At 56.4% G+C, this 26,291-nt stretch carries 20 protein-coding genes and 1 pseudogene; 11 read left to right on the forward strand and 10 right to left on the reverse strand.

The features are described from left to right. Nucleotides 1-83: 83 nt before the first annotated feature. A complete protein-coding gene (locus RMR21_RS20030; RefSeq protein ID WP_498671166.1) occupies nt 84-1,187 on the forward strand; it encodes an aldo/keto reductase in 1,104 nt (367 codons plus the stop codon). 127 nt (nt 1,188-1,314) lie between these two features. On the opposite strand, the gene RMR21_RS20035 is transcribed toward RMR21_RS20030, so the two are convergent. Both RMR21_RS20035 and RMR21_RS20040 read right to left on the reverse strand, forming a co-directional pair. After that, nucleotides 1,315-2,592 (reverse strand): DUF2254 domain-containing protein, encoded by a 1,278-nt coding sequence (locus tag RMR21_RS20035; protein WP_498671167.1) that lies wholly within the window; start codon nt 2,590-2,592, stop codon nt 1,315-1,317. A 410-nt stretch (nt 2,593-3,002) separates the two neighbouring features. Continuing rightward, nucleotides 3,003-4,382, reverse strand: coding sequence for a GntP family permease (locus RMR21_RS20040; protein ID WP_498671169.1), 1,380 nt, complete (start codon nt 4,380-4,382; stop codon nt 3,003-3,005). Between the two features lie 142 nt (nt 4,383-4,524). Between RMR21_RS20040 and RMR21_RS20045 the strand changes: the two are divergent. The 4 genes and pseudogenes from RMR21_RS20045 to RMR21_RS20060 all read left to right on the forward strand — a co-directional run. Beyond that, nucleotides 4,525-4,926: pseudogene (locus RMR21_RS20045) on the forward strand (DDE-type integrase/transposase/recombinase); the annotation flags it as partial. 125 nt (nt 4,927-5,051) lie between these two features. After that, entirely contained in the window at nt 5,052-5,690 is a 639-nt protein-coding gene (locus RMR21_RS20050) for a TetR/AcrR family transcriptional regulator (RefSeq protein WP_498671170.1), read from the forward strand. 27 nt (nt 5,691-5,717) lie between these two features. Continuing rightward, nucleotides 5,718-6,848, forward strand: coding sequence for an efflux RND transporter periplasmic adaptor subunit (locus RMR21_RS20055; protein ID WP_498671171.1), 1,131 nt, complete (start codon nt 5,718-5,720; stop codon nt 6,846-6,848). Nucleotides 6,849-6,870: 22 nt separating this feature from the next. After that, entirely contained in the window at nt 6,871-10,011 is a 3,141-nt protein-coding gene (locus tag RMR21_RS20060; protein WP_498671172.1) for an efflux RND transporter permease subunit, read from the forward strand. 175 nt (nt 10,012-10,186) lie between these two features. Here RMR21_RS20060 and RMR21_RS20065 read toward each other — a convergent pair whose 3' ends face one another. Continuing rightward, nucleotides 10,187-10,720 carry a lipocalin family protein gene (locus RMR21_RS20065; protein ID WP_498671173.1) on the reverse strand — a complete coding sequence of 178 codons (534 nt, stop codon included), beginning with the start codon at nt 10,718-10,720 and terminating at the stop codon, nt 10,187-10,189. Between the two features lie 253 nt (nt 10,721-10,973). On the opposite strand from RMR21_RS20065, the gene RMR21_RS20070 reads away from it, so the two are divergent. Further along, complete coding sequence (locus RMR21_RS20070; RefSeq protein WP_498671174.1) at nt 10,974-12,005, forward strand: GlxA family transcriptional regulator; 1,032 nt, start codon at nt 10,974-10,976, stop codon at nt 12,003-12,005. A 357-nt stretch (nt 12,006-12,362) separates the two neighbouring features. After that, a complete protein-coding gene (locus RMR21_RS20075; RefSeq protein ID WP_498671175.1) occupies nt 12,363-14,852 on the forward strand; it encodes a methyl-accepting chemotaxis protein in 2,490 nt (829 codons plus the stop codon). A 231-nt stretch (nt 14,853-15,083) separates the two neighbouring features. Here RMR21_RS20075 and RMR21_RS20080 read toward each other — a convergent pair whose 3' ends face one another. Then, nucleotides 15,084-16,094 (reverse strand): Gfo/Idh/MocA family protein, encoded by a 1,011-nt coding sequence (locus tag RMR21_RS20080; RefSeq protein ID WP_498671176.1) that lies wholly within the window; start codon nt 16,092-16,094, stop codon nt 15,084-15,086. After that, nucleotides 16,087-17,139, reverse strand: coding sequence for a Gfo/Idh/MocA family protein (locus tag RMR21_RS20085; protein WP_498671177.1), 1,053 nt, complete (start codon nt 17,137-17,139; stop codon nt 16,087-16,089). The genes RMR21_RS20080 and RMR21_RS20085 overlap by 8 nt, the downstream gene beginning before the upstream one ends. Nucleotides 17,140-17,332: 193 nt before the next feature. On the opposite strand from RMR21_RS20085, the gene RMR21_RS20090 reads away from it, so the two are divergent. Beyond that, the gene (locus RMR21_RS20090) at nt 17,333-18,196 is read left to right on the forward strand and encodes an SDR family oxidoreductase (RefSeq protein ID WP_498671178.1); all 864 of its coding nucleotides are present in this window, start codon (nt 17,333-17,335) and stop codon (nt 18,194-18,196) included. Between the two features lie 78 nt (nt 18,197-18,274). Here the strand turns inward: RMR21_RS20090 and RMR21_RS20095 are convergent, their stop codons facing one another. The 5 genes from RMR21_RS20095 to RMR21_RS20115 form a co-directional block, all read right to left on the reverse strand. Continuing rightward, a complete protein-coding gene (locus tag RMR21_RS20095) occupies nt 18,275-18,607 on the reverse strand; it encodes a hypothetical protein (protein WP_498671179.1) in 333 nt (110 codons plus the stop codon). After that, on the reverse strand, nt 18,604-19,491 hold the full coding sequence (locus RMR21_RS20100; RefSeq protein ID WP_498671180.1) for an NAD(P)-dependent oxidoreductase: 888 nt from the start codon (nt 19,489-19,491) through the stop codon (nt 18,604-18,606). Before RMR21_RS20100 ends, RMR21_RS20095 begins: the two co-directional genes overlap by 4 nt. A 68-nt stretch (nt 19,492-19,559) precedes the next feature. Beyond that, nucleotides 19,560-20,315, reverse strand: a complete 756-nt coding sequence (locus tag RMR21_RS20105) for an SDR family oxidoreductase (protein WP_498671181.1) — start codon at nt 20,313-20,315, stop codon at nt 19,560-19,562. 32 nt (nt 20,316-20,347) lie between these two features. After that, nucleotides 20,348-21,379, reverse strand: a complete 1,032-nt coding sequence (locus RMR21_RS20110) for an L-idonate 5-dehydrogenase (RefSeq protein WP_498671182.1) — start codon at nt 21,377-21,379, stop codon at nt 20,348-20,350. 10 nt (nt 21,380-21,389) lie between these two features. Further along, nucleotides 21,390-22,337 (reverse strand): 2-hydroxyacid dehydrogenase, encoded by a 948-nt coding sequence (locus tag RMR21_RS20115; RefSeq protein ID WP_498671184.1) that lies wholly within the window; start codon nt 22,335-22,337, stop codon nt 21,390-21,392. Nucleotides 22,338-22,524: 187 nt separating this feature from the next. Here RMR21_RS20115 and RMR21_RS20120 point away from each other — a divergent pair, with 187 nt between their 5' ends. From RMR21_RS20120 to RMR21_RS20130, 3 genes are read left to right on the forward strand one after another with little or no spacing between them, the layout of a single operon-like run. Continuing rightward, nucleotides 22,525-24,021 carry a sugar ABC transporter ATP-binding protein gene (locus RMR21_RS20120; protein ID WP_498671851.1) on the forward strand — a complete coding sequence of 499 codons (1,497 nt, stop codon included), beginning with the start codon at nt 22,525-22,527 and terminating at the stop codon, nt 24,019-24,021. A 17-nt stretch (nt 24,022-24,038) separates the two neighbouring features. Then, nucleotides 24,039-25,106 carry an ABC transporter permease gene (locus RMR21_RS20125; protein ID WP_498671186.1) on the forward strand — a complete coding sequence of 356 codons (1,068 nt, stop codon included), beginning with the start codon at nt 24,039-24,041 and terminating at the stop codon, nt 25,104-25,106. Between the two features lie 45 nt (nt 25,107-25,151). Next, nucleotides 25,152-26,252, forward strand: a complete 1,101-nt coding sequence (locus RMR21_RS20130; RefSeq protein WP_498671187.1) for an ABC transporter substrate-binding protein — start codon at nt 25,152-25,154, stop codon at nt 26,250-26,252. Nucleotides 26,253-26,291 lie beyond the last annotated feature (39 nt).

Genomic DNA, 26,291 nt, shown 5'->3' on the forward strand with positions numbered 1-26,291 from the left:
ACAAGTTCATGCCGCTATCAATGGCTTATCCTGTGGGACACCTGTCGATACATCCTGTTGCAGCAAAATGATGGAGAACACCGATGGATATGACCAGTTACCGCACGCTTGGAAAATCAGGCCTGATCGTCAGCCCGCTGGCGCTCGGCACGATGACCTTTGGGGCAGAGCGTTGGGGTGCGGGAGACAAGACCTCTCGCGCGCTTTTCGACGCCTATGTCGACGCGGGCGGCAATTTCATTGATACTGCTGACGTCTATTCCGCAGGCCGTAGCGAGGACATGCTCGGCACGTTTATTTCTGAAAGTGGGACACGTGATCGTTTGGTGGTTGCGACCAAATCCGGTTTTCCGCGGGGGCAGGGCACACCTTTGTGGGGTGGCAACGGTGCCAAGAACATCCGCATGGGCATAGAAGGATCGCTTAAACGGCTGAAAACCGATTATATCGATATGTATTGGATGCATGTATGGGACCGCACCACACCAGCAGAAGAGGTTCTGCAAACGCTGACCGATGCGGTTCGCTCTGGAAAAATCCTGCATTACGGCTTTTCCAACACGCCTGCCTGGTATGTCGCAAAGATCGCTACACTTGCCGAAGCGCATGGCCTGCCCAAGCCGATCGGCCTGCAATACGCCTATTCGCTGATCGACCGTGGCGTCGAACTGGATCTCATTCCTGCCGGCGCGGAATTTGGTTTGGGCATGGTGCCATGGAGCCCGCTTGGAGCGGGCCTGCTGACGGGGAAATACGGTCGCGACAAGATCAGCGACGCTGGTCTTGCCCCTGGTCTGCCAGACAAGGCCGGATCCGCGACCGAAGGTGAAAGCAATGGGCGCCTCAACGGTGATAATCCGTTCGGCGGCATGCTGTTCACGGATTGCAACTTTGATATCGTTGATGTTCTGAAAGCCGTCGCTTCGGACGTTGGTCGTTCTCCTGCGGAAGTGGCACTCGCTTGGGTCGCCAACCGGCCCGGCGTCTCCTCGGTGCTGATCGGTGCCAGCAGGGTGGATCAAATCACCCAAAATATCGCCTCCCTCGATGTCGTATTGGAGCACGAGCACCTGCAGCGGCTGGAAGAGGCGACAGCTTTGCCTGCCCTCAATCCCTATTTCATCTTCCAGATGCCGACTGACATGGTGTTTGGTGGACAGCACGTCCGGGGGTGGTCGGCGCCCTAACCTTGAGGTTTCCATTCGGAGCGGATTTAGAAGACTGGAGTTACCACCCCTCAGTTTTCCAGGATCGTTCCGGCCGTACCATCGAAGTGATAGTGATCTCCCTTACACAATTCCAGTCTTGGGGCGCTCAGCTTATCTCACCAAAAACAGCTTGCGCGGCAGCTCTCACCCGTTGTCTGTCGTTTTCAAGGCTCAATGCGAGCTCGGCGCGGGCAAGTGCTTCTTTCGAATGCCGAATGGCATTGTTGCGAAAGCCGGGCGCGCCAAGCCTCGCCAAAACACCAAATGTCTTTTGCAGACGCAGGCCGACTTCAACGATGGCTGCGCCATCACGGGCGATGGGTGTAAACAGGTCGTCGAAGATGTCATCAAGACTGATGGTTGGCACATAGACATTGGCAAAAAGAATAGCGCCCGGCTTGGAAGTCTCCAAAGGTTCGTTCCAGACAGCCAGGGCACGAAGCGAACGGGCGATTACATCGATTGCGGTGCCGGGATCGTTGATTGCGGGTGACAGGGCCCGCGACGCAATTTCTGCCAGGACTGATGCGCCAAATCTCGGATCCTGATCGAAGGAACGGGTGTCCTCCACGGAGAAGGACGCTTTGATATCAGCAAGGGTTTGTTCAGAATCGGCTTTCCGGACTCCGTCAACCGATGCCACCGGACGTGTCGGATCGATCAGTTGCCCAGGGATTGCCCGCACAAAAATGCGCGACTTCGTCTTTGCCGCAATCTTGGAAAGCGCCCCTGTATCAAGATGCTGGATGTAGCCAATTCTGTCGATGAACACGTCGATGGAAGAGACCGGAATAGTCTTCTCACCCTCCATTCTGTTACCGCCTAGATAGGGGCTCTGATGGCGCGCGCGCATCGCATCTATGGTCACGGCCTCAACCCGCTCCGTCGTTTCTGTCACGCGGCCCAGTCGTGAGAGATGATCGATCCAGCGCAGCAATGTCACGACGATCAACACAATGACCGCGATTGTCACAATAAACAGAACGAGCCGACCGCGATCGCCGTATGCTCCGGTGCTCAGCGCAATGATGCCGACGAGGCTGAACAGGAACGAGCCAACGAATGTCGCCAGAACATTTTGCGTCGTGCTGTCTTCCATCACCAGCTTTGTCGCACGCGGCGTGACATTGCTGGTGGCTGCCGAATAGGCGGACACCATGGTGCTGAGGGAGAATGTGGTCACTGTCAGCATGCTCGAAGCAATGATGCCGAGGATGTTATCCACGGCGTCAGCGCCGATTTTGGCCGGCAGGTCACTTGGAATATATGGGCTGATAACGATAGCGATGAGAGCGGTGACAACGGCGAGTATCGAAAACAAGGTCGCTCGAAACCAGATGCGGCGCGCGACTTTTGCAAAAAACCAAGCCCAACGTGATGTCATTTAAATCCAAATCTCCCAAAAAATGCGCAGTAACTGGCCTGAGCAGCGTGGCATAGCCTGACAGAGGAGAGCGCCAAACCCGCGTTCTTGGCGCGCTCACCAATGAGACAGCAAGTACAATGCCACAATTACCCGATTTTGCTTGGAATGTTTGGTAGATGACCGCGAGCTCCGCAGTGGACCGCATCACCTTTATACCTCGAGAGGACACGCTCCGGCAGCGGTATTTTATCTTGCAAGGCAGAATAATCAAAAAATTCTTCGTAGGATAACTCTGGCGCGCGAGGGTGGACTTGTTACGGTTTCCAACCAGATCAGACCCATTCCGGTATTTCGACGACCACCAGACTGACAGCGCATCAGAATGGTGGTCGTCAATTTCAAAAAAACTTGGACAATTTTTATATGTTTCAGGCCAGCGAGAAGATCAATCCCGAAAGCGCAAAACCCAGGAGGCCGACCATTGTCTGCATCACGGTCCAGGTCTTGAACGTTGTTTTGATGTCCATATTGAAGAAGCGGCCAACGAGCCAGAAGCCGGAATCGTTCACATGGGATAGCATGACCGAACCAGATGCAACCGCTATCACGATGGCCGCAAGCTCGACACCTTGATAACCCGCTGCCTGGACTGCTGGTTGAATCAGACCAGCGGCGGCAATGAGGGCCACTGTGGCAGAACCCTGCGCAACACGCAGCGCCGTCGCAATCAGGAATCCCGCCACAAAAACGGGCATGCCGATATCGGCCAGAGCGCTTGACAACGCATTGCCTATTCCAGAGGCACGAAGAACACCACCAAACATACCACCCGCGCCAGTTATCAAGATGACCGAGCAAACCGGGCCAAGCGCGGAGTCAACGATACGTTCAATCTTCAGGGGGTCTCGACCCCGCATTGGACCGAGCACAACGGCAGCAACCAAAACGGATATGAGAAGTGCGATGGGTGTCGAGCCGATAGCGCGCAGCAGCTGGAACCATCCCGCATCTTTGCTCACCCATTCCTGGGCGCGTGCGAAATCCAGTCCCGTATTCATGAAGATCAAAATCAGCGGCAGAAGCAGAAGAGAGATAACCAAACCGGGGCTCGGCAAGGACACTCCTTCTTCAACCGAATTTGCTTCCGAAACGTTTTCCGGCACTGGCAAGAAGATACGTTTGCCAATCCAGTCACCGAAGAAATGGCCAGCAACGATCCAGGTTGGGATTGCGACAATAAGGCCGATGATAATCAACAAGCCGACATCAGCACCCAGCAGTTCAGATGCTGCAACCGGGCCCGGATGCGGTGGGACGAAAACGTGCATGCAGGAAAACGCAGTCGCAACCGGTATTCCGTATAGGAGCAGGCTGCCCCCAAGACGCCGCGCGACGGTGAACATCACGGGAAGCATGACGACGAGGCCTGCGTCGAAAAAGATCGGGAAGCCGAAAAACAGGGATGCAATTCCCAAAGCCATGGGTGCGCGTTTTTCCCCAAAACGCTTGATCAGATCATCGGCCAGTGCCTGCGCACCACCGGACACCTCCAACAATCTCCCGAGCATCGCGCCAAGACCGACAAGAAGCGCGACGCCTCCAAGGGTGGAGCCAAATGCGGTGGTCAGCGTGCTCATAATATTTGCGGTTGGAATGCCCGTGACGAGCGCCGTCAAAAAACTGATAAGGATCAGCGCAACAAAGGCATGAACACGAAATTGGATGATGAGCAGCAATAGAAGTGCAACCGCGCCGATTGCTATGAAAATCAAGGTGCCTGCGGATAAAGTCTGTTCGAATTCGGGCAAATGAACACTCCTTTGAGACGAAGCGGACAACCACCGTCCGTCAAGATAATCGCCTAATAGCTCTACGGTTTAAGTTTGGACCATTATGTCAAAGTCAACTCGGCGACAATGCGCGAGGGTGGTTTATCAGTAACATTATCGAGCGCTCGCCCCGGACATCACCTACATCCGGACCAACGAAGGCTTTGGCTATCTCGCTGTCGTCATCGATCTCTCTTCCCGCCTCGTCATCGGCTGGTCGATGCAGAGCCGGAAGACAACGGATGTCGTGCTGCAGGCGTTGCTGATGGCTGTCTGGAGGCGAAAGCCAAAGGACAAGGTTCTGGTTCACTCGATGGGCCGACGCGGCAACTGCCATGATAATACAGTCGCTGAACGCGTCTTCAATCTGTTGAAGCTGGAGCGGATACGGCGAACGGTCTATCGTTCAAGAGACGACGCCAGGCAGGACGTGTTCGAACGCAGCAGAAAACGTAACCCGAGGATGTCTCGAAACGCGGGGCTATTCACACCGCGTGAGTTTAAAGTCAGTCATAAAACCTGATCTTGTCTGTTTTTCAACGGGCAACCCCATGCGGGATCTGAAACCACTACTCTTGACGAATAATGGCGTATAGCTTACGAATGACGAAATTCGAAAATCGTCATTCGTAAGCAAAGTTGATTGCCATGCCCCATCGCGCTTTGGAAAAGACAGCTGAAGACTCGAGAGAAGAGAACATATCTCGCATTCTTGACGCCGCAGAACGCGCGTTTCGTCATTTTGGATATGGCAAAACGACGGTTGCGGACATCGCCAACGACCTTGGGATGTCCACTGCCAATATCTACCGCTTCTTCGCTTCCAAAGTGGAAATTCATCAGGCGGTATGTTCCCGCATGTTGGAAGAATGCAAAGCGCGGGCCCATGACGTCCGCGATATGCCTCTCAGCGCAGAGCATCGGCTTCGACTCTATGTCAAGGCCCACCACGAGTGGACCGTAGAGACAATGCTGGACGAAGCGAAAGTCCATGAGATGATCGTCGTGGCGATTGAGCGCGACTGGGACGTTATCGAAAAACACGTCGATTACATTCAAGACATCATTGCGGACATTATTAAAGACGGCATCGAAGCCGGCGAATTTCCTCAGCAAGATCCCCTGATTGCGTCGCAGTGCTTTGGCGCGGCGACGGTCACGTTGTGCCACCCCCAGATGGTCGCCCAGTGCCGGTCAAAAGACAACCGTGCTCCTGTTGACGATCTCATCGGGTTTGCGATCGGAGCCTTGAAAACCACGACCTTCCGCCAAGGCGACAGCATTTGATACCCACCGCCCCTAAAGGTTACGAAAATGATATCCGATAAAATGATAAGATCGCCGCTTTCTCTCGTTGTCATGAGTGTCCTTGTTTTCGGTCTCGCTGGCTGCAGCGACGAACAAAAGGAGGAGGTCAGAGACGTTACACGTCCGGTCAAAACCATTGAGATCTCTGATCATCAAAGTCAAAAGACGCTGGTGTACTCCGGCGCCGTGAGGGCACGGGTTGAGTCCAGTCTCGGCTTTCGCGTGGCCGGAAAAATCGTGGAGCGACCCGTCAATATCGGTGATCGCATCAAGCCTGGCGACGTACTGGCCAGACTGGATTCCAAAGATCTCGAGCTGAGCTTGCGAACTGCCGAAGCGAACTTGAAAGCAGCAGAAAAAGGTGTTGCGACGGCGGACCTCGCCAGCAAGCGTGCTCAGCAGCTGTATGAAAAAAATGCTGTGGCTCAGTCGCAGCTCGAGCAGGCCCTGCTGACTTACGATCAGGCGGTTTCAACGCGCGACGCAGCCGACGCCGCCTTTGATCAGGCCAGAAATCAGGTTGATTATGCGAAACTTCGGTCTGACGTCAGAGGAATTGTGACGGCAATTGCGGCTGATGCGGGAACCGTGGTCGCTGCAGGTTCGACGGTGGTCACGGTCGCGCTGGACGACGAGAAGGAAGTGCAAATCGCTGTTCCTGAAAACGAGATTACGGAGTTTCGGCCTGGCGCTGCGGTCAAGGCAAGTTTCTGGTCCGATGCTGCCCTAATCCTGGAAGGAAAGGTGCGTGAAGTCTCCGGAAGCGCAGATCCGCAATCACGCACCTTTTCCGTACGCGTCAGTCTTCCCGAGGATTCCCGTGTCTTGCTGGGCATGACGGCCACCATCGAGAAAAGCACGCAGAATACGAATGGTGGTTACGTTATCCCTCTCTCGGCGCTTGCCGAAAAGAACGGGCAGAAGATTGTGTGGGTTGTCGACACGCAAACCTCGACGGTGAATGCGCGTGAAATCGGCGTTGGTGACTTTACAGCGGATGGTATCAACATCGCGACCGGCCTTGGCGTCGGCGACGTCGTTGTCGTCGCTGGCACGCAGTTCATGACCGATGATCTCAAGGTGAAGATGCAAGCGCAGCATGCGGCGCAGCTACAGTCCGCCGCACCCGTCCGTTAGGCCCAGTCAAGGAATAATTCTTATGGAAAAGTCGAATGAGGGGAAACATCCCTTCAACCTGTCGCGTTGGGCGATCGGTCATCCGAGCATTGCGCGCTTTCTGTTCGGGCTGATTCTGATTACCGGTGTGCTTGGGCTAACCCGGATGGGTCAGAAGGAAGATCCCGACTTTACCTTCCGGGTCATGGTGGTTCAAGCCATTTGGCCGGGGTCGTCCATTCAGGAGATGCAGGATCAGGTCGTCAACAGGATCGAGCGAAAGCTCCAGGAGACACCGCATCTGGATTGGGTGAAATCCTACACGCGTGAAGGAAGCGCAATCATCACGCTCCAGGTAAAAGGCGACACCAATGCCGCTGAAGTCGCCGATGCCTTCTACCAAGTCCGAAAGAAGGTTGGCGACATATCGAATGAACTCCCGGAGGGTTTGCTCGGCCCGTATTTCAATGACGAATTCGGTGACACATTCATCACACTGCATTCGATCAGTGGCGAAGGGTTCAGCTATCCTGAACTGAAGAAGCTGGCCATTCAGGCTCGTGATATGCTGCTCACCACGCCGGGTGTCGAAAAGGCTGTGATCATTGGTGACCAGCCCGAGAAAATATTCATCGATGTATCCTCAAAATCGCTTGCCGAGCGGGGACTGACTCTCACTGATCTTCAGAATGCCATCAGAGGTCAAAACAGGGTCGATCCTGCAGGTACCGTCGATACCGGCCTGCGATCTGTCCGTATTTCGGTCGAAGGAGATGTTAAAAAAGCCGAGGATATCCGGGAGTTGCGTTTGCGAGCCGGCGGGCAGATCACTCGTCTTGGCGACATTGCCACCGTTACCGCAGGCCTGGAAGACCCCTATCAGCGCAAATTCCGCTTCAATGGCTCAGACAGCGTGCAAGTCGGTGTGGTCATGGCGAAGGGATTCAACGTTATTGACGTTGGAAAGGCGGTGGCTGAGACATACCGTAACTTTGAGAACGCTGTTCCATACGGCGTCGAAGTCGGTCAGATATCGAACCAGCCAGAGGTTGTCACCGAGGCTGTCGGCGAATTTATGAAGGCATTGGTCGAAGCGCTTGTTATCGTCCTTGTCGTTTCTTTCCTGTCCATCGGGTGGCGCTCAGGTCTGGTCATCGCCATCACCATTCCACTCGTTCTAGCCGCAACCTTTGCGATTATGTACGAGCTCGGTATTGATCTACAGCGAATTTCTCTTGGCGCACTGATTATCGCGCTTGGGCTTCTGGTCGACGACGCGATGATCGTTGTGGAAATGATGGAGCGAAAGCTCGAAGAGGGATTGGTCAAGGTAGAGGCGGCGAGTTTCGCCTATACATCGACTGCCTTCCCGATGTTGACGGGCACATTGATCACCATCGCCGGCTTTATTCCGGTCGGATTTGCGGAATCGGCTGCCGGTGAGTACGTGCGCTCGCTCTTTTACGTCGTTGGTATTGCGCTTGTCACCTCCTGGTTCGTGGCCGTCTATTTCACGTCGTGGCTGGGAAATATGATCCTTAAACAGAGAACCCATGCCGGCGGACATCACGACGTCTTCGATACTCGGTTCTATCGAAATCTGGGTTCAGCCGTGGCTTGGGCGGTGCGCCATCGCATTATCGTTCTCGCAATGACCTTCGGTGTTTTTGCCAGCAGCATCTGGGCTTTCCAGTTCATTCCGCAGAACTTCTTTCCGCAGTCATCGCGCCCGGAGATTCTCGTTGACCTTTGGCTACCGGAGGGCACGAGCATCAAAGAAGTTGAAGTTCAGGCCAAAGCGCTCGAACAAAAAATCATCGGCGACACCGACAAGCAAGTCATCGCGACCTATATCGGCGAAGGTGCACCGCGTTTCTTCCTCCCGCTCGATCAGCAGCTGCGCAATCCCAATTTCGCTCAACTTCTGATCATGGCCAAAGACGAGCCAGCTCGTGAGCGTCTCATCACCAAGCTTCGCGGTATTCTGGCCGAAGACTTTCCCTCTGTCAGAGGCAAGGTCGACCGGCTTTTCCTGGGGCCTCCCACAGGCTGGCCTGTACAGATGCGCGTACAGGGCCCGGACCGTCGAGAAGTTCGACGAATTGCCGATGAGGTGAAAGCAATTTTTGCCAAGAATCCCGCTCTGAGCGCCATTCACGACGACTGGATGGAGCAGGTTCCCGCGATGAAGCTGGTGATTGATCAGGACCGCGCACGCGCGCTCGGGGTCACATCCCAACGTGTTCGCCAGATGCTGCAAGCGGCCATGACGGGTGTCCCGATCGATGACTTCCGCTCCGGCGAGGAAACCGTCTCCATTGTTGTTCGGGAGCAGGATAAGGCCAGGTTGCTGCTATCAGCAGTCAATTCGGTCTACGTCCCCACGGATTTTGGTGGCTTTGTACCCGTCTCGCAAGTTGCCAAAGTTGTTCCCGTCCTGGAGCAGGGTATCGAATGGCGTCGCGACCGATTGCCGACGATCACAGTGCGCGCCACGTTGCCTGACGATGTGCAGCCGAACGACGTTGTCCTGAAAATGTATGCTGATATGCAGGAGATGCGTGACACGCTGCCCACGGGTTATAAAATTGAAATTCAGGGCGGGGCTGAGGATGCTGCCGAGAGCCAGGCGTCGATCGCCGCAAAAGCGCCGATCATGCTTCTTGTCATCGTTTTGCTTCTGATGGTGCAATTGCAGCATTTTGGTAAGGCCATGCTCGTTCTGGCAACAGGCCCACTTGGCATCATCGGAGCGGCTGCCGCATTGTTGATCAGCGGTGCACCCTTCGGCTTCGTCGCCATTCTTGGCGTTATCGCGCTGCTGGGTATCATCATCCGAAATTCGATTATTCTGGTGGACCAGATTGATCAGGATATTGATGCCGGAGTGCCTCGCCATGAGGCAATCGTCGGGGCTGCGGTACGGCGTTTCCGTCCTATCGCGCTGACTGCGCTCACGGCCGTCCTCGCGCTCATCCCGATTTCCCGCGGTGTGTTCTGGGGGCCGCTTGCCTTCGCTATGATGGGCGGCATCCTCGTTGCTACGGTGCTGACCGTTTTCGTTCTTCCGGCTGCGTACGCGCTGTTCTTTGGCAAGGATCGGACGAAAAACACCACCGATCAAGACAAGATGCTATTGGATAAAAGTGTCGAGGGTCATGGCGCGGCCACAGAGAGTGCCTGACCGTTAATGCGATTTGGTTAGGCGACCATGAGGACGCTTGATTGACACAGCAGGCCGCGTCATTCGTGGCCTGTTTTTTTATGCACGCCGACGTCACGCTTCGCAGCTTGAATGCCTCCAACCAAAGGTTTTGGCCCCCATTGCGCGGCAAACCTTTCCAGGTGTGAATCTGGCGTCAGTGCCGGGTCCATCTGAGAAGACCAATATCGTATCCCAGAGACCGCGCTTTGCCAGCCAGCATTTTGCGCGTTTGGTCCGAAGGTCTGGCCGTTCTCGTCAGGATCCACAAATATCTGCCGGACGGTTCGCCGACGATCGACCATGTGTAATCCGGGGCATGGTCGAGAATCCAGTAATCACCGTAAAAGGGGCCGAAGAACGACACCTTAAGCTTGGCGTTTCCACTGCCCGGTACAATCTTGGCGCGACCCGAGACGGCCTTTGGGGCGCCATCGATCCGGTCCTTCCGGCAGGTGTTCACGACATTGATCATGCCGCCGTCTCCCAGCGTGTAGTCTGCTGTGACACCTTCGCAGCCGGTCTCGAAGCGGTTTTCATACCGCGCCAGCTCAAACCAGTGACCGACATAACGGTTCAGTTCGACGACTTTGGCGGGCTCCGGAACAGATCTGTTGCCGATCGGCCCGGCGGGACTGCAGGAAGCGAGAAAAGCGCCAGCAAAGAGGGTAAGGATAGACGTGATTTTCATGCAGCATTAAATGGAGCGATCCCCATAAAGTTCCGGTGATGGATCGGATAACGCATACATCCCATGCGATCAGCTTTGCCGCACCTTGAAACTCTTTTTGCCAAAATCGCGCTCGACCGTCATCGGGACCACCAGTCCCCCACGTCTACGCAAGATTCCTAGATTCCTCAGCATAAGAAACTTGCAGATCCCGCGGTTGCTGGCAGATTGAGCCTGTCACTAAATGGATCGACAAAAATCGGAACGACGAACCATGCCATCGCGAAGCAAGCATTCCCCATCCAAATCGTCGGCGCTGCTGAAGGTCGGGTTCATTCTAGCGCGCTCTTTCACGCTGTCCCCCTTTGCGCTTTTCGTCGACACGTTGCGGCTGGCAGGCGATGAGCTGGATCATTCAGGCAGAATACTCACCGACTGGGATGTGCTGGGTGACACGAGGCATCTCATACGCTCAAGTTGTGGCGTCAGTATCGCGCCGACAAGCGATCTCGTTGCGCCAGAACGGTTCGACGTGCTGGTTGTCGTTGGCGGGCTGCTCGGTCAGGAGGTGGCCTGTAGCGACCGAACGCTCGACTATCTCAGACAAGCCGCCTCACTGGGCATTCCGCTGATCGGCGTTTGCACAGGTTCGTTTATCCTGGCTGAGGCGGGTCTCCTGACAGGTCACGAAGCCTGCGTAAGCTGGCTCCATTTCGAAGCGTTCAGGGAAAGATTTCCGGAGTTGAGCGTGCGACCGGACCGGCTTTTCAATTTTGATGGCAAACGAGGCTCCTGCGCAGGCGGCGCGAGCGCTGCGGATCTCGCCGCTTTCATCGTTCGCAGCTGGGTCGGCCGCGACGCCGAGCGCAATGCGCTCGATATCCTGCAGATCACCTCGCCGCGCAAGGCGGATGACAGTCAATCAAGAGCGCCCCTGCAACAGAAAAATCCGACCATCGAGATGGACCGACGCGTCAATGCCGCGCTTCTCCTCATGGAACAGCATGTGGTGGAACCTGTCAGCATCGAACGCCTCGCCCAAGCTGTTCAGCTGTCACGCAGGCAGCTCGAGCGTCTGTTTCACGACGTCATGGGCCATTCACCAGCGGAAGCATACAAAATACTCCGGCTTCGGCGAGCCAATCACCTCATCGTCAGTACCAACAGGCCTTTGATCGACATTGCGATCGATGTGGGTTTTGGTAGCGCATCCAACATGGGACGGTCGTTTCGCCGAGTTTACGGAACGTCCCCCGGAACGCTGAGGGGTAAGGCTCTGCCGCCACTCGACCCTGCCGCTGGGTAGTTTCAACAAAAGTGGAACCCGTCAGTCAGATGACGATGTCACCCGCCAGAACGGCCTTGCGAAGGATATGGAAACAGTCGGCGCGGAGGGACTGAAGGCCCATACCATCTAGGGAAAAACTGCCTGCCGTTATAACGATATGGCTTTGAACCCATCAGCTTTACGGGTGCTCTTCGTGTCTCGCGGGCGTTACAATTCTGTCATGCCAAATCAAGGTCCGGTGCAAACCCCTTCATGGCTCTCAGTAACCCGGCGTGCTCAAATCATTTGGGTGGATTTAAGCAGTTTTTTATTCATTTCCCCTTAGTGTTTTTTCGAAAGTTGGGCGGCGCTACGCTGCGGGGGAGAGATGAGAGCATGAAATTGTCCCAGAAGGTGAAATCTATCGGTTTCAGAACATCGAGCGGGATGGCTTTGCTGCTCATGTCGGTCGTTCTGGTCGCATTCGTCGGGATCAGTGGTATTGGAAGCCTGACGGGTGCCGTGTCTCAAACTGTGGATACGTCAAAGGTTCTGATTGGAGCCAACCAGGCTGAGGGCGCCATTATTCAGTATCTTGTCAGCAAGGAGCCCAAGCGGATTGATCAGGCCGCCAACGCCCTCGAGACAGCGCAAGCGACACTCATCTCTCTCCCATTATCGAAAGAAGAAAGAACGCAGCTCCTGGATGGCATCTCGATGATGTCAAACGCGGTCCGCTCTCTCGGGGCGTCTCAGGATGCCATCCAGAAAACAGGCATCGCGCTGCGTGATGTCACCGGTAGCATGGTAACCCTCGCTGACCAGACGGAAAAGAATGCACAAGATATCGCCAACCAGGCCGAAACCAACTCGAACAATGCCCTGATTAGTCTGAACACCATTCGTATCCTCATCCAGAACGCTGGTGCTTTCAGCGATGGAATCAATGGGGTCGAGTTGGCGCTGGTAAAGGCCTCTATGCAGGCTGGACAGATATCGGCCGATCAGATTACAGAACCGATGGCCCGTGCGCAAGCGGGCCTGAATGAAGTTGTCAAGCTGGGAGGAGCACCGAACATCCAGCCGATTGTTAGCAGCATGGAGGGGACTTTCGCTCAGATACAGAGTGCCATTTCAAAAGATAACGGCGCGGCCCTGTCGGCGACACAGGATTTTTCGTTGTTTGCCAAGGTTTTGACCGCGTCTCATAAGCTGGACGAGGTGCTTCGCAAATCCGCAGAAACGGAGCTGACGGCCAAAAGCGAAACAGACAAGGATCGGTCCAAGGCGCGTATTGTTTCCGGCACTGCACGCAACTTCAGCAATGTCTTGAAAGATATTCTGGTTCAGGTCGAGCGATATCGTCTTCAACCTTCTGGTGACGTTGATACCACCGTGAAGGCAGGCCTGAAGAAGGCCGCAGCCCTGGGTGGGATGCTGGCCAAGACGACCGGCACTGATATGACCGCAAGTGTTGCGCAATTGGGCCAGACTTTTGATGCCATGAAGACGAATTTGGCATCGTTCGATCAGCAAGCGTCACTGGTTGTGTCGACATCGCAGGGTGTCACGGACGGTATTGTTAAGATCGCCGGCAAAATTGCGTCGGAATCGGAACTCCAGGGTAGTCAGGGCACGTCCTGGATGTGGGGTGCCGGTTCGTTCAGCCTTCTTCTGGCGATAGCCATTGCGCTGTTTATGGTTCGCTCCGTTGCAAGGCCGATGGTGCAGGTTGCGCAGGCCATGGCGCGGCTGGCAAAGGGGGAACCGGATGCGCATCTGAAGCTGGCGAAGACCGACAACGAAATCGGTGAGATGATCGGCGCTTTGCAGGTGTTTCAGGATAACGACCGCGCCCGCATTCACGCCGAAGCCGAGGCAGGTCGCGAACGGCAGCAAGCGGAAAATCTGCGGCTGGAACGTGAGGCCGAGCGTGTGACGGAAGCGCAAGCCATGGAGCATGCGTTCCGGCAGATCTCCGGCGGTCTGAACGCCCTCTCGAAGGGGGATCTGACGGCGCGCATCGGAGCGGTCGATTCCCGATACGAGCGTATCAAAGATCACTTCAATAGTGCCGTTTCAGCGCTGGAAGAAGCCATCGGCGCTGTCATCTTGAGCGTTGGGACAATCCAGTCGGGCTTGTCTGAAATATCGAGCGCATCCAACGATCTCGCCCGCCGGACGGAACAGCAGGCCGCCTCTCTCGAAGAAACTGTCGCCGCCCTTGGCGACGTGGCCAGCGGGATCAATAGCACTGCCGATGGCGCAGGCCACGCACAAAAGACAGTCGCGCTCGCCAAGACAAACGCCGAAAGCGGCGGCGTGGTGGTGGAGCGCGCCATCAACGCGATGAGTGAAATTCAAAATTCGTCGGTAAAGATCGGCAACATCATCGGTGTGATCGACGAAATTGCATTCCAGACGAACTTGCTTGCGCTCAACGCAGGGGTCGAGGCTGCGCGTGCCGGGGAAGCGGGTAAAGGCTTTGCCGTGGTGGCACAGGAAGTGCGCGAGCTTGCGCAGAGATCCGCAGGTGCTGCGCGCGAAATCAAGGGTTTGATTTCGACATCGACGGCGCAGGTTACGGCAGGCGTCAAGCTCGTTGATGAAACGGGCACATCGCTCAGAGACATCTGTGAGCAGGTCGGCGGGATCAGTGTCATCATCGACAAGATTGCGATGGCGGCGAGAGAACAGGCCGCAAGTCTGCGGGAGGTATCCGCGGCAGGCGACGCGATGGATAAGGTCACTCAGCAGAATGCAGCGATGGTCGAGGAGACAACCGCAGCGTCTCAAACCCTCCTGCATGAGACTGAAACGCTGGCCCAAATGGTGGAGCATTTCGCAACCCGTCGTTCAACGGGTGTCGGGCTGCGAGCCGCGTGAAGCTGTCGTCTGATGATAGAAAAAGGTTGTCGGCTGGTATCTCTGGCCGATGCCCCCCACAAGCCGAATATGCGGGGAAGATGGCTCGTCCAGATGCATGAGCTGACACGGTGATCTTCCTGATCCAGGTTTCTGGTCGTGGCTTTCACGTGGCTGATCTCGTTGTCATGCGTCAACCCAACGAATATCTGCTGATCGTGATGCCGTGTGGAAAGGCTGATCTCCGATAGGTCAGCGCTCTTCGGCCTTTGCCTGTGCCTGAAGCGCCAGTTCGCACACTTTGAAAACGTGCTCCTGCTTCATCGCCGTGTCCGTACGGTTGCGGATGTCGTCGCAGATTTTGCCGAAATAAGGGAGGCCTGCATCTGAGGCGTCGATATACTCGCAGCGGTCGCCATTGACGAGAATGAGCCGATCGGTTCCTTGCGTGTTTCCGATATCGACGTATTTGCGAAGCTCGATGTAACCTTCCGTGCCGAGAATGGTCAGTCGACCGTCGCCCCAGGTGGGTAGGGCATCCGGCGTATACCAGTCGACGCGGATATAACCGTGTCCCCGGTCACCGTGCAGAAGGATTTCACCGAAATCTTGAAGGCCGGGATCATCGGGGTTGTTGTAGTTTGCAACGGTCGCCGAGACGATGTCGACCTCGGTGGATCCGGTAAAGAACATGAACTGATCGATCTGATGGCTCGCAATATCGGTCAGAATACCGCCATAGGCTTCCCGTTCAAAAAACCAGCTCTGTCGTGTTGCGCGGTTGAGACGATGCGGACCCACGCCGATTGTCTGGATGACACGGCCGATTGCACCTTGGGCCACAAGCTCTGAGGCTTTCGTCACACTGGGAACTTCAAACCGTTCCGAAAAATCGATCGTCCAGATGCGCTTGGTGCGCGCCACGGTTTCGCGCAGGCGGGTCAGCTGTTCAAATGTCGTGCAGCCCGGCTTGTCGGACATCACATCCTTACCAGCCTCCATCGCACGGATGGCGAGATCAGCCCGTTTTGCGGGAATGTCTGCGATGAGGACAAGATCGACCGTTGCGTCGGTCAGCAGGTCATCTTTCGATGCGGCGCGCGGCACGTCGGGAAACCGCTTGATGAATCCCTCGACGACATCGGGTTCGCCCTCGGTCCACCATCCAACGAATTCCGCGCCTGCATCGAGCATGTTTTGCGCCATGCCGAAAATATGGCGATGTTCGATACCGAGAGCCACGAACTTGATGGGTTTATGCATGCGGTAGTTCCACTTCCTTGCGATGTTCGGCAGACTGGACGATAGCGTCAATCAATTGATGCGACAAAAGGGCAGCTTCACCTGTGACCATCGGCTCGCGACCTGAAGAGATAGCATCGACAAAATCCTCGAAGACGGCTTGATGCCAGTCAGGGGTAAAGGCCATTGGGTCGGCGCCTCCCCCCGTGCCGGATGCCGCGCCGCCGAATGTTTCCTGCCGACCATCACGCCAGTCCACGTGCAACAATCCAGAGGCAAGTCTGAGACTGCCTTGCTCGAAATGCATCTCTATCGATTCCGCAGACCCAGGAAAGCTTGCGGTACTCGCAATCAGGGAACCGACGGCACCGCTTTGGAATCGCAAGCCTGCGCTGACATAGTCCTCCGTTTCCATGATGTGGAACCGCGTTGTCGCGGCCATCGCCTGTACGGACGAAACTGGCCCTGTCATGCTGAGGGCAAGGTCTATTGTGTGAATGGCCTGAGATATCAGCACGCCGCCGCCATCTCTCGCCAACGTCCCGCGACCCGGTTCGTCGTAATAGGACTGAGGACGCCACCACGGCACTGAAATTTCGCAAATGCCCAGCTTGCCCAATAGGCCGGAGGCAACCAAATCCTTCGCTTTGCGGGAGGCTTCCCGCATACGATGTTGAAAAATGATGCCGAGAGTAACGCCAGCCTGTCGACACATGTCGACGATCAATCGTGCTTCGGCGGCGTTCCGCGCAACGGGTTTTTCCAGAAGGATATGCTTGCCTGCTTCGACCAACGGTCCGATTATGTCTGCGCGTATGTTGGGAGGGGTGGCGATGATCGCAAAATCAATGTCCTGATCTTTCGCGGCATCGTCAACGGAATTGTAGACGGAGACATTCTGGCCCGTGCGCTCCGACGCCTCGCGTGCCAGTGTCCCTGCACGGCCTGAGCCACTGTCCACGAAGCCTTTGAGCCTGATCTTGTTTGGACTTGCCGCACAGGCGAGCATATGGGTTTTGGCGACCATTCCGGCACCGACGATAATGCCGGTTTTGATGTCATGCATTCGCGAGCCTCCCTTCTCACAATACGGGACCATTGCATGGGGGCGTAGGCTCGTCAACGAAGGGTGGCAGGGAACAATCAGCCTGCGACGCCGCACCGTTCCTTAAGTGTCGCTAAAGTAGAATTCGAAAAAGTTAGGAACTCACATGGCTTGGGTTGGTTAGTCGTACACCAACCCCAATCTGGAGATCTTGATGACCGACGTAAAACGTCCCACGCCACCATACGCATCGCAGGTCCAATCGCCACCCGGTACGACAGCCGAAATGCAGCCACGGCCAGACCACGGCGAAGACTCCTACAAAGGAAGCGGCAGGCTCGAGGGCAAGGTCGCTCTCATCACCGGCGGGGACTCTGGCATCGGCAAAGCCGTCGCCATCGCATTTGCACGCGAGGGAGCGGATGTCGTCATTTCCTATCTGAACGAAGACGAAGACGCCAAGGATACCGCAGAATGGGTGACGAAGGCTGGCCGAAAAGCGGTTGTCATTCCAGGCGATGTCAAATCCGAAGAGCACTGCAAATCGCTGGTCCAGAGAACGGTCGATGAGTTCGGCCGGGTCGATATTCTCGTCAACAATGCAGCGTTTCAGCGGACCTATGACGATATTTCCGAAATCACCGCCGAAGAATGGGATGAAACATATCGGACGAATATCTATGCGCCGTTCTTCCTTTCCAAGGCCGCTATTGGCCACATGAAGCCGGGAAGCGCGATCATCAACACGACGTCCATTCAGTCCCGTCAGCCGTCTCCGCAATTGCTCGCCTATGCGTCCACAAAGGGTGCCATCTCGAATTTCACGGCAGGTCTCGCTGCCATGGTGTCCGAGAAAGGTATCCGGGTAAACGCCGTTGCCCCGGGGCCAATCTGGACGCCGTTGATACCGTCAACGATGCCTGCCGATAAAACCGAGAGTTTTGGAGAAAAGACACTGATCGGTCGGGCAGGGCAGCCCGCAGAACTGGCTGGGCCCTATGTCCTTCTGGCGTCCGAACTCAGCAGCTATATGACCGGCGCCGTCATTCCCGTGACCGGCGGCGAGATCATGATCTAGAGAAAAAGCGTGAGAAGAGGCTCCCATTGCTGAGAGCCTCCTCTAACCTCTTCGGCACTTGTCTCCAGTGTTTTCAGCTTAAAGCGGAAACTCGTTTGCAAGTGTCACGTGATGATGAATGCGACCTTCGAAAAATTCCGACAAGACGGCTTCTGTGGCCGCACGGGCTTCGCTGCGCACAGGGCTGGCGAGCGCTGCCTCAACGGCTTCCAAATTCGGATAGTTGATTGCCAGGATCATAGGCAACTCAGGTGCACCTTCGTCGCGGGCCTCCGCAAAAGACACACGCACATCGGTCGCCTGCGGAAATTGCTTCCATTTCGGCAAGATACGCTCGATGACGGCTTTGCGAAAAGCGTCTGTCTGGCCGTCTTTCACTTTGCCCTCGAACAGGGCGTAGCGGGTAATCATTCTGAAATCTCCTTGTTCGGTCCCTTGAAAAATTCCATTAGTGCAGCCTGATCTTCACCGCCGAGGCCTGCTGCCGTCAGCATGCGGTGGATTTCGGCGCAGAGCGCCGTCAGCGGCATCGCCGTGTTGGTCCTTCTTGCCAGATCCTGTGCGCCACTCAGGTCCTTGACCATGTTGTCGATACGCCCGGTGCGGCGGTAATCCTTTGAGACATAGCGCGGCATGTATTCCTGCAAAATCGCGCTATCGGCCCGCCCGCCCTTCAGCGCCTGTGGAATTTTTGCAGCATCGACCCCGGCATCGAGTGCCAGTTGTGTGGCTTCTGCGACGGCCAGGAATCCAAGGCCGCATAGGACCTGATTGATCAGTTTGGTCGTCTGTCCTGCACCGACGGGGCCCATATGCGTATAGTTGCTGGCAACGTCTTTCAGCACCTTGTAGGCATCTTCGACATCGCCCTGCGCTCCACCGGCCATCAGCGTCAATTGACCGAGGAGAGCTTTCGGCGCACCACCAGACAAAGGACTATCGACCCAGCGCAGATCTTTTTCGGCGGCATCTGTCGCGAGTTGTTTGGTCGCCTCAGGGTCTATCGATGACATGTCGATCAGCAACGTGCCGGGCCTCGCGCCCGAGGCAACGCCTGTCTCACCAAAGACGGCGCGACGGATGATGCCGGGCGAATTGAGGCTGAGAATAACGTAGTCACTGACAGCCGCAGCATCCGCTGCAGTCCTGGCAGACGAAGCGCTCTTGTCCACAAGGAACTGGACCTTCTCCTGGTCGAGATCGAAGACCGTAAGCTGATTGCCGGTTTCGAGCAGGCGGGTACCGATTGCCCCACCCATGGCGCCAGCACCGATCAACGCGATCCTGTTGCTCATAATCAATCCCCTCCCGGTTGATGACGATACTCAGATATATTTTCAGTGATTGGTTCTCATCAACCAGATCAGAGCGAAGCCGTGATCCCGCCGTCGACATAAAGAATGTGACCGTTGACGAAGGATGACGCGTTTGATGAGAGGAAGATGCAGGCGCCGACGAGTTCTTCGACCTTGCCCCAGCGTCCTGCCGGTGTGCGTTTTTCAAGCCAGGCGGAAAAATCAGGGTCAGCGACAAGGGCTGCGTTCAGCGGCGTATCGAAATAGCCGGGTGCAATCGCGTTGCATTGCAGGCCGTGTTTCGCCCAGTCCGTTGCCATGCCCTTGGTCAGGTTGCCGACGGCGCCCTTGGTTGCGGTGTAGGGCGCTATTCCCGGTCGGGCGAGCGCGGTTTGCACGCTGGCGATGTTGACGATTTTGCCTGTGCCGCGTTTGATCATATGGCGGGCAACCGCCTGGCCGACATTGAAGACGGTAGAGATGTTGGTTTTCAGAAGCATTTCGAAAGCGTCTGCCGGAAAGTCTTCCAGCGGTGTCCGATGCTGCATTCCCGCATTGTTGACGAGAATGTCGATGGGGCCGATATCGCTCTCGAACGTATCCACCGCTTGGCGCACCCGCGCGTGATCGGTGGCGTCGAAGGCAAGCACATGACGTGCACCGAGTGCATCCGCTGCTGATTTAAGCTTTGCCTCATCACGGCCGTTCAAGATGATGTCCGCACCGGCTGCTGCAAGGCCTTGCGCCAAGGCATATCCGATGCCCTGGGATGATCCGGTGACGAGGGCACGCTTGCCTGTGAGGTCGAAAAGTTGAGTGCTCATGTTTACTCCCGAAACGATCGCGGCCTTATCGGTCAGCTGAATGCGATCTGCGTCTTCATCGATTGTCCCTTGTCGGATGCGATTTCAAAGGCTTTGAGGGCATCAGACAAAGGCAAGGTATGCGTTATCAAGGGTTTGACGTCGATCAGTCCGCCTTGCATGAGGTGAACGGCAGTGGCGAATTCCTCGTGAAAGCGGAAGGAACCCCGAAGGTCCAGTTCTTTGGCGGTGATCGCCATCATCGGCAAGGTCATGTCGCCGCCAAGGCCGAGCTGCATGATGATGCCGCGTGGGCGCAACGCGTGAATGCCGCTGACGAGCGCGGGCTGCGCGCCCGAGCATTCGTAGAGAATATCGAAATAGCCCTTGTTCTGGCTGAAGGGCGCCAGACCATCAGGGTTTTCGGACAGGTTGATCGTGCGGTCCGCGCCAACGGTGCGCGCAAAGCCGAGTGCGCGTTCGGAAAGATCGGCGGCGACGATTTCGCTGGCACCCGCGCGGCGAGCGGCGAGAATGGAAAGCGTGCCGATTGGGCCGCACCCTGTGACCAGAACGCGTTTGCCCAGCAATTCGCCTGCACGGCGCGTCGCATGCAATGTTACGGACAAAGGCTCAGCCATGGCGGCCTCTCCGGCGCTCAGGCCGTTGGCCTTCACGCATTGTTCGGCTTTGGCAACCAGACGTTCTCGAAACGCGCCCTGGATGTGAGGAAATGGCATGGCAGAGCCATAAAAGCGCATGTTGAAACAATGGTTCTGCATGCCCTTGAGGCAATATTCGCAGGCACCACAGGGACGCGATGGGGATATGGCAACGAGATCACCGATTGCAAGATGGGATACGCCTTCGCCCAGGCTGACAATATGGCCGGAGACCTCATGTCCCAGGATCATCGGCTCCTTGAGGCGCACGGTGCCGAAGCCACCATGATCGTAGTAGTGCAGATCGGACCCGCAAATGCCACCGCTGGCAAGACGTATCTCGACCTCGCCGGGACCGGGGGCCTCAACGGTCGCCTCGTCGATCCGCAAATCTTTCGGAGCGTGAATAACAAGTGCTTTCATCTGATGTCTCTCACAAAACCGGGGTCGGTAACGGGCGGCCTTCGAAGTGGGCCGACAGATTGTCATAGACGAGCGCGCCCATCGCCTTGCGCGTCTCAACCGTACCGGATGCCATATGCGGCTGCAACAACACGTTGTCGAGTGCCAGGAAACGGGGGTTCAGTTTTGGCTCGCCTTCGAATACATCGAGCGCCGCAGAGCCAAGTGTCTTGTTCTCAAGCGCGTCCAGCAGAGCTTCCTCATCAATGTTGGATGCCCGTGAAATATTGATCAACATGCCCTGCGGCCCGAGCGCCTCGATCACGTCACGACTGACGATGTGGCGCGTTGCGCTGGATGCCGAAAGGGTAACGAATAGAAAATCGGAACGCGCGGCCAGTTCGACGGGATCAGCGATGAACGTCCAGTCCCCCGCAAAATCTTTCGGGCCTGTCGCACTATAGGCAATTTCCATGTCGAAGCCAGAAAGTCGTCTGGCGACTTCGAAACCGATACGCCCGAGACCAAGGATGCCGACGCGCTTGCCGTGCACGCGCGACTTTAAGGGATAAAGGCCCTTCGTCGCCCAGTTGCCACTCTTGACCCACGTTTCTGCACCCACCATCCCACGTGCCTGCGCCAGCATCATGCCCACACCCAGGTCTGCGACATCCTTGGTCAGAACGTCGGGCGTATTGGTGACGCGGATGCCGCGCTCTCGGGCAGCATTCAGGTCTACCGCATCATATCCGACGCCGTAGACGCTGATGATTTCCAGTTTCGGCAGAGCGTCGATCATGGCGCGATTTGCGCCCAGTTCCCCGCGGGTCGCAATGCCCCGGATTGCCGCACCATCCCTGCTCAAAAATGAAGCCTTTTCAGTGGCTTCGAAATAGCGGTGCATGGTGAAGCCAGCGTTCAAACGCTCCTCGTCCCATGCCGGATACGCGCCGATTTGAAGTATCTCGATTTTGCTCACGACATCTCCTCCGATGCGTTGTTATCGATAACATAGATTTGTGCAATGTCGTTGTCCAGTCCGAATTTCAGATTTGTCAGAGCACATGGCTGGGCCAGAATGAGACGTCAGGGTAACTTTAAAAATGAAACTTGACTTTTATGTTATCGATATCATAGCGTCAGACATCAAGCTTTGGGAGGAGCGAATGGAAGCGGAAAAATTCCTGGAATTTCGTTCCGTGTCGAAGGAGTTCGGCGGCACAAAAGCGATCACAGATGTTTCCCTTGAGTTGAAACGCGGAGAGATTCTGGCGCTTCTGGGGGAAAACGGCGCGGGCAAATCGACGCTGATCAAGACGTTGGCCGGTATCTACAAACCCGATGCCGGCGAAATCCTGTTTCGCGGCGAGCCCTATCATCATCGTCCACCCAAGCCCAACCAGCGCCAACCGGTCGCCTTTATTCACCAGGATCTCGGTCTCATCGAGTGGATGACCGTGGCCGAAAATGTCGGGCTGGCACAGGGCTTTTCCATGCGCCGCAAACTGATCGATTGGAATACGACCGCAAAGCGCACCGCTGAAGCGTTGAAACTGGTTGGCTGTGATTTCGACCCGACAACGCGTGTTCAGAACTTGACGCGAACCGAAAAATCGCTTGTCGCAATCGCCAGGGCCTTGGCTGTCGAGGCGGATGTACTCGTGCTGGATGAGCCGACCGCAAGTCTTCCGGCAGACGAGGTTGAGCGGCTGTTCAACGCCATCCGCCCTTTGAAAGAGCGTGGGGTCGCGATGATCTACGTTTCCCACCGGCTCGATGAAATCTTCCGTATTGCCGATCGCGTTGCCGTTTTGCGCGATGGTTTACTCGTGGGCGAAACGGCTGTTACCGATACCAACCCCGACGAACTCATTCGCATGATCGTCGGTGGCAAGGCCGATCAGCTTTTTGTAAAGGCGCATACCGCGCCGGGTGAAACTCTGGTTGCCGTGGAAAAGCTGACGTGCCGTGGTGCCGGGCCGGTTTCCTTTGCTTTGCGACAGGGCGAACTTTTAGGTCTCGTGGGCCTGCGCGGTGCCGGTCAGGAACTGATCGGTCGGGCGTTGTTCGGCGTCGAACCCGCAACCGGGCAGGTGACGATCCGTGGCAAGAGCCCCGATCTTCGCAGTCCGGAAACAGCGATTGCATCCGGTATTGGCTTGATCGCGCGTGATCGAACGGAGGAATCCGTGGCCATGTCGCTCTCGCTGCGAGAAAACACCTTTCTCAATCCGGGTGCATCCGGCAGGCGGCTGTCGAATTTTCTGTCGCCTTCGAAAGAGGCCGATCTGGCATGGTCGATTGGCGAGAAAGTCGGTCTTCGGCCCAATGAACAGTCACTGGCAATCGAGGCGCTTTCGGGTGGCAACCAGCAAAAGGTTGTCGTCGGGCGCTGGCTGGCGACGGGCCGGAAACTCCTCATCGCGGAAGACCCGACCGCCGGTGTCGATGTCGGCGCAAAAGCCGATATCTACCGCTTGATCGCGGCGGCGGTAGAGGAGGGGCTCGCCGTGATCGTCATCTCGACGGATTTCGAGGAAATTGCCCATATTTGCCACCGGGCGCTTGTCTTTTCGCGCGGACAAATCGTGCGGGAATTGACCGGCGACGCATTGACCACGTCCGCTGTCATTGCTGCAGCATCCGCGTCCGAAGCTGCCTGATTATCTGGAGAACGAAGATGCAATCCATCCAGTCCACCGCACTTGAGCCAACGAAGGCGGAATTACAGGGCCTGTCGGCCGGCGACAAACTCAGGCGCTTTTTGCCGGTCTACGGTCTGGTGATCCTGACGGTTCTATTGATCGTGATCTTTTCCGTGATGCTGCCGGATACCTTCCCGACCGCGCTCAACCTTCGCTCGATCATCGCCAACAAGACCATCATCGCCATCCTGTCGCTTGCGGCAATGATCCCGATGGCCTGCGGGCGGATCGATCTCACCATCGGATACGGCATCGTTCTTTGGCACATTCTCGCGATTAGCCTCCAGACGATGTACGGCTTTCCATGGCCCATTGCCGTGCTGACCGTGTTGATCCTGGGTGGTTTGACCGGTCTGTTGAACGGCGTGCTGGTCGAGATCGCCAAGATCGACAGCTTCATCGCGACGCTTGGCACGGGGACGGTCATTTATGCGATCGCGCTTTGGCATACCGGCGGTCGTCAGGTCGTCGGCGTCTTGCCAGATGGTTTTCTGGCTCTGAACGGTACTTTCGTTTTTGGGCTGCCCATCACAGGGTTTTATGTTCTTGCGCTGGCGCTGGTCATGTGGGTCGTCCTCGAATATCTGCCGATCGGCCGCTACACCTATGCCATCGGGGCCAATCCGAAGGCCGCGGCATTGAACGGGATTCCGGTGCGCCGCTTCGTGGTGAGTGCCTTTGTTATTTCAGGTCTGTTGTCTGCTGTGGCCGGTGTGTTGCTGGCATCACGGTTGCGGATCGGACAGGCCAGTGTCGGGCTTGAATATCTCTTGCCCGCTCTGGTCGGCGCCTTCCTGGGGTCGACCACCATCAAGCCGGGTCGCGTCAATGTCTGGGGCACCATGATCGGCGTCATCATTCTGGCCGTTGGCATTGCCGGCATTCAGCAGTTCGGGGGGTCGTTTTTTGTCGAACCGCTGTTCAACGGCGTCACGCTGCTCGTTGCCATCGGTATCGCCGGTTATGCGCAGCGGCGCCGAGGCGTGGCTGGCCTCATGAAGCCGAAAGGCATGCCCGAAAAGACGGTCGAAGAAACAACCTGAGTGCATGCATCGTCGAAAACAGTGATTTCAATGGGAGGAAATACCATGAGACGCAGACAGTTACTCGCAAGCGCGGCATCTGCCGTGTTCGCCATCGTCATAGCAGGCCCGGCCTTTGCGGATGCGATGACCGACGCTAAGGCCGTCGTTGCCAAATATGCCAGCAAGGTCGAGAAATGGGATGGCCCGACGAGCGGTCCAAAAGCAGCGGCTGACAAGTCGGTCGTCATCGTTGCGGCGGACATGAAGAACGGTGGCATTCTGGGTGTCGTGAACGGCATCGAAGAAGCTGCGAAGGCCATCGGCTGGAAAGTCAACGTGCTGGACAGCGCGGGTTCTGTCGAAGGTCGGACAGCCTCGTTCGGACAGGCGCTGACGCTGAAGCCGAACGGTATCATCATTGCCGGTTTCGATGCGGTCGAGCAAAAACCAGCCATGGCAGAGGCCAAGAAGGCCAATATTCCGATGGTGGCCTGGCATGCGGCGCCAGGCGTAGGCCCGGTCGATGAGGTCGGGGTTTTCGCCAATGTGACGACCGACGCGATGGAAGTGTCCAAGGCCGCCGCCGATTACGCTTTCGTTGATGCGGGTGGCAAGCCCGGCGTGGTGATCTTTACCGATTCGACCTATGCCATCGCCATTGCCAAGGCAGATAAGATGAAAGCGGAGATCGAAGCGCTTGGCGGCACCGTGCTCGAATATGTCGATACGCCAATTGCCGAGACGTCGCAGCGCATGCCGCAACTGACCACGACGCTGTTGCAGAAATACGGTGCGAAGTGGACACATTCACTGGCGATCAACGACATCTATTTCGATTTCATGGGCCCTGCTCTGTCATCTGCGGGTATTCCGGGGGATGGTGCGCCCAAGAGCGTAGCGGCCGGGGATGGTTCGGAAAGCGCCTATCAGCGCATCCGCGCCAAGCAGTACCAATCGGTTACGGTGGCAGAACCTCTCAATCTCCAGGGCTGGCAACTGGTCGACGAGCTCAACCGCGCCTTTTCGGGTGAAAAGTGGTCTGGATACGTATCGCCACTGCATGTCGTGACCGTCGACAATGTCGAGTTCGACGGCGGACCGAAGAACTCGTTTGATCCGGATAATGGCTATCGCGACGCCTACAAGACAATCTGGGGCAAATAAAATCAGCGGACGGTTGGTGTGCGGCCTTGCTGCATACCA

The sequence above is a fragment of the Agrobacterium sp. rho-8.1 genome (genome assembly GCF_033957725.1).
In the GTDB taxonomy this organism is placed as follows: domain Bacteria; phylum Pseudomonadota; class Alphaproteobacteria; order Rhizobiales; family Rhizobiaceae; genus Agrobacterium.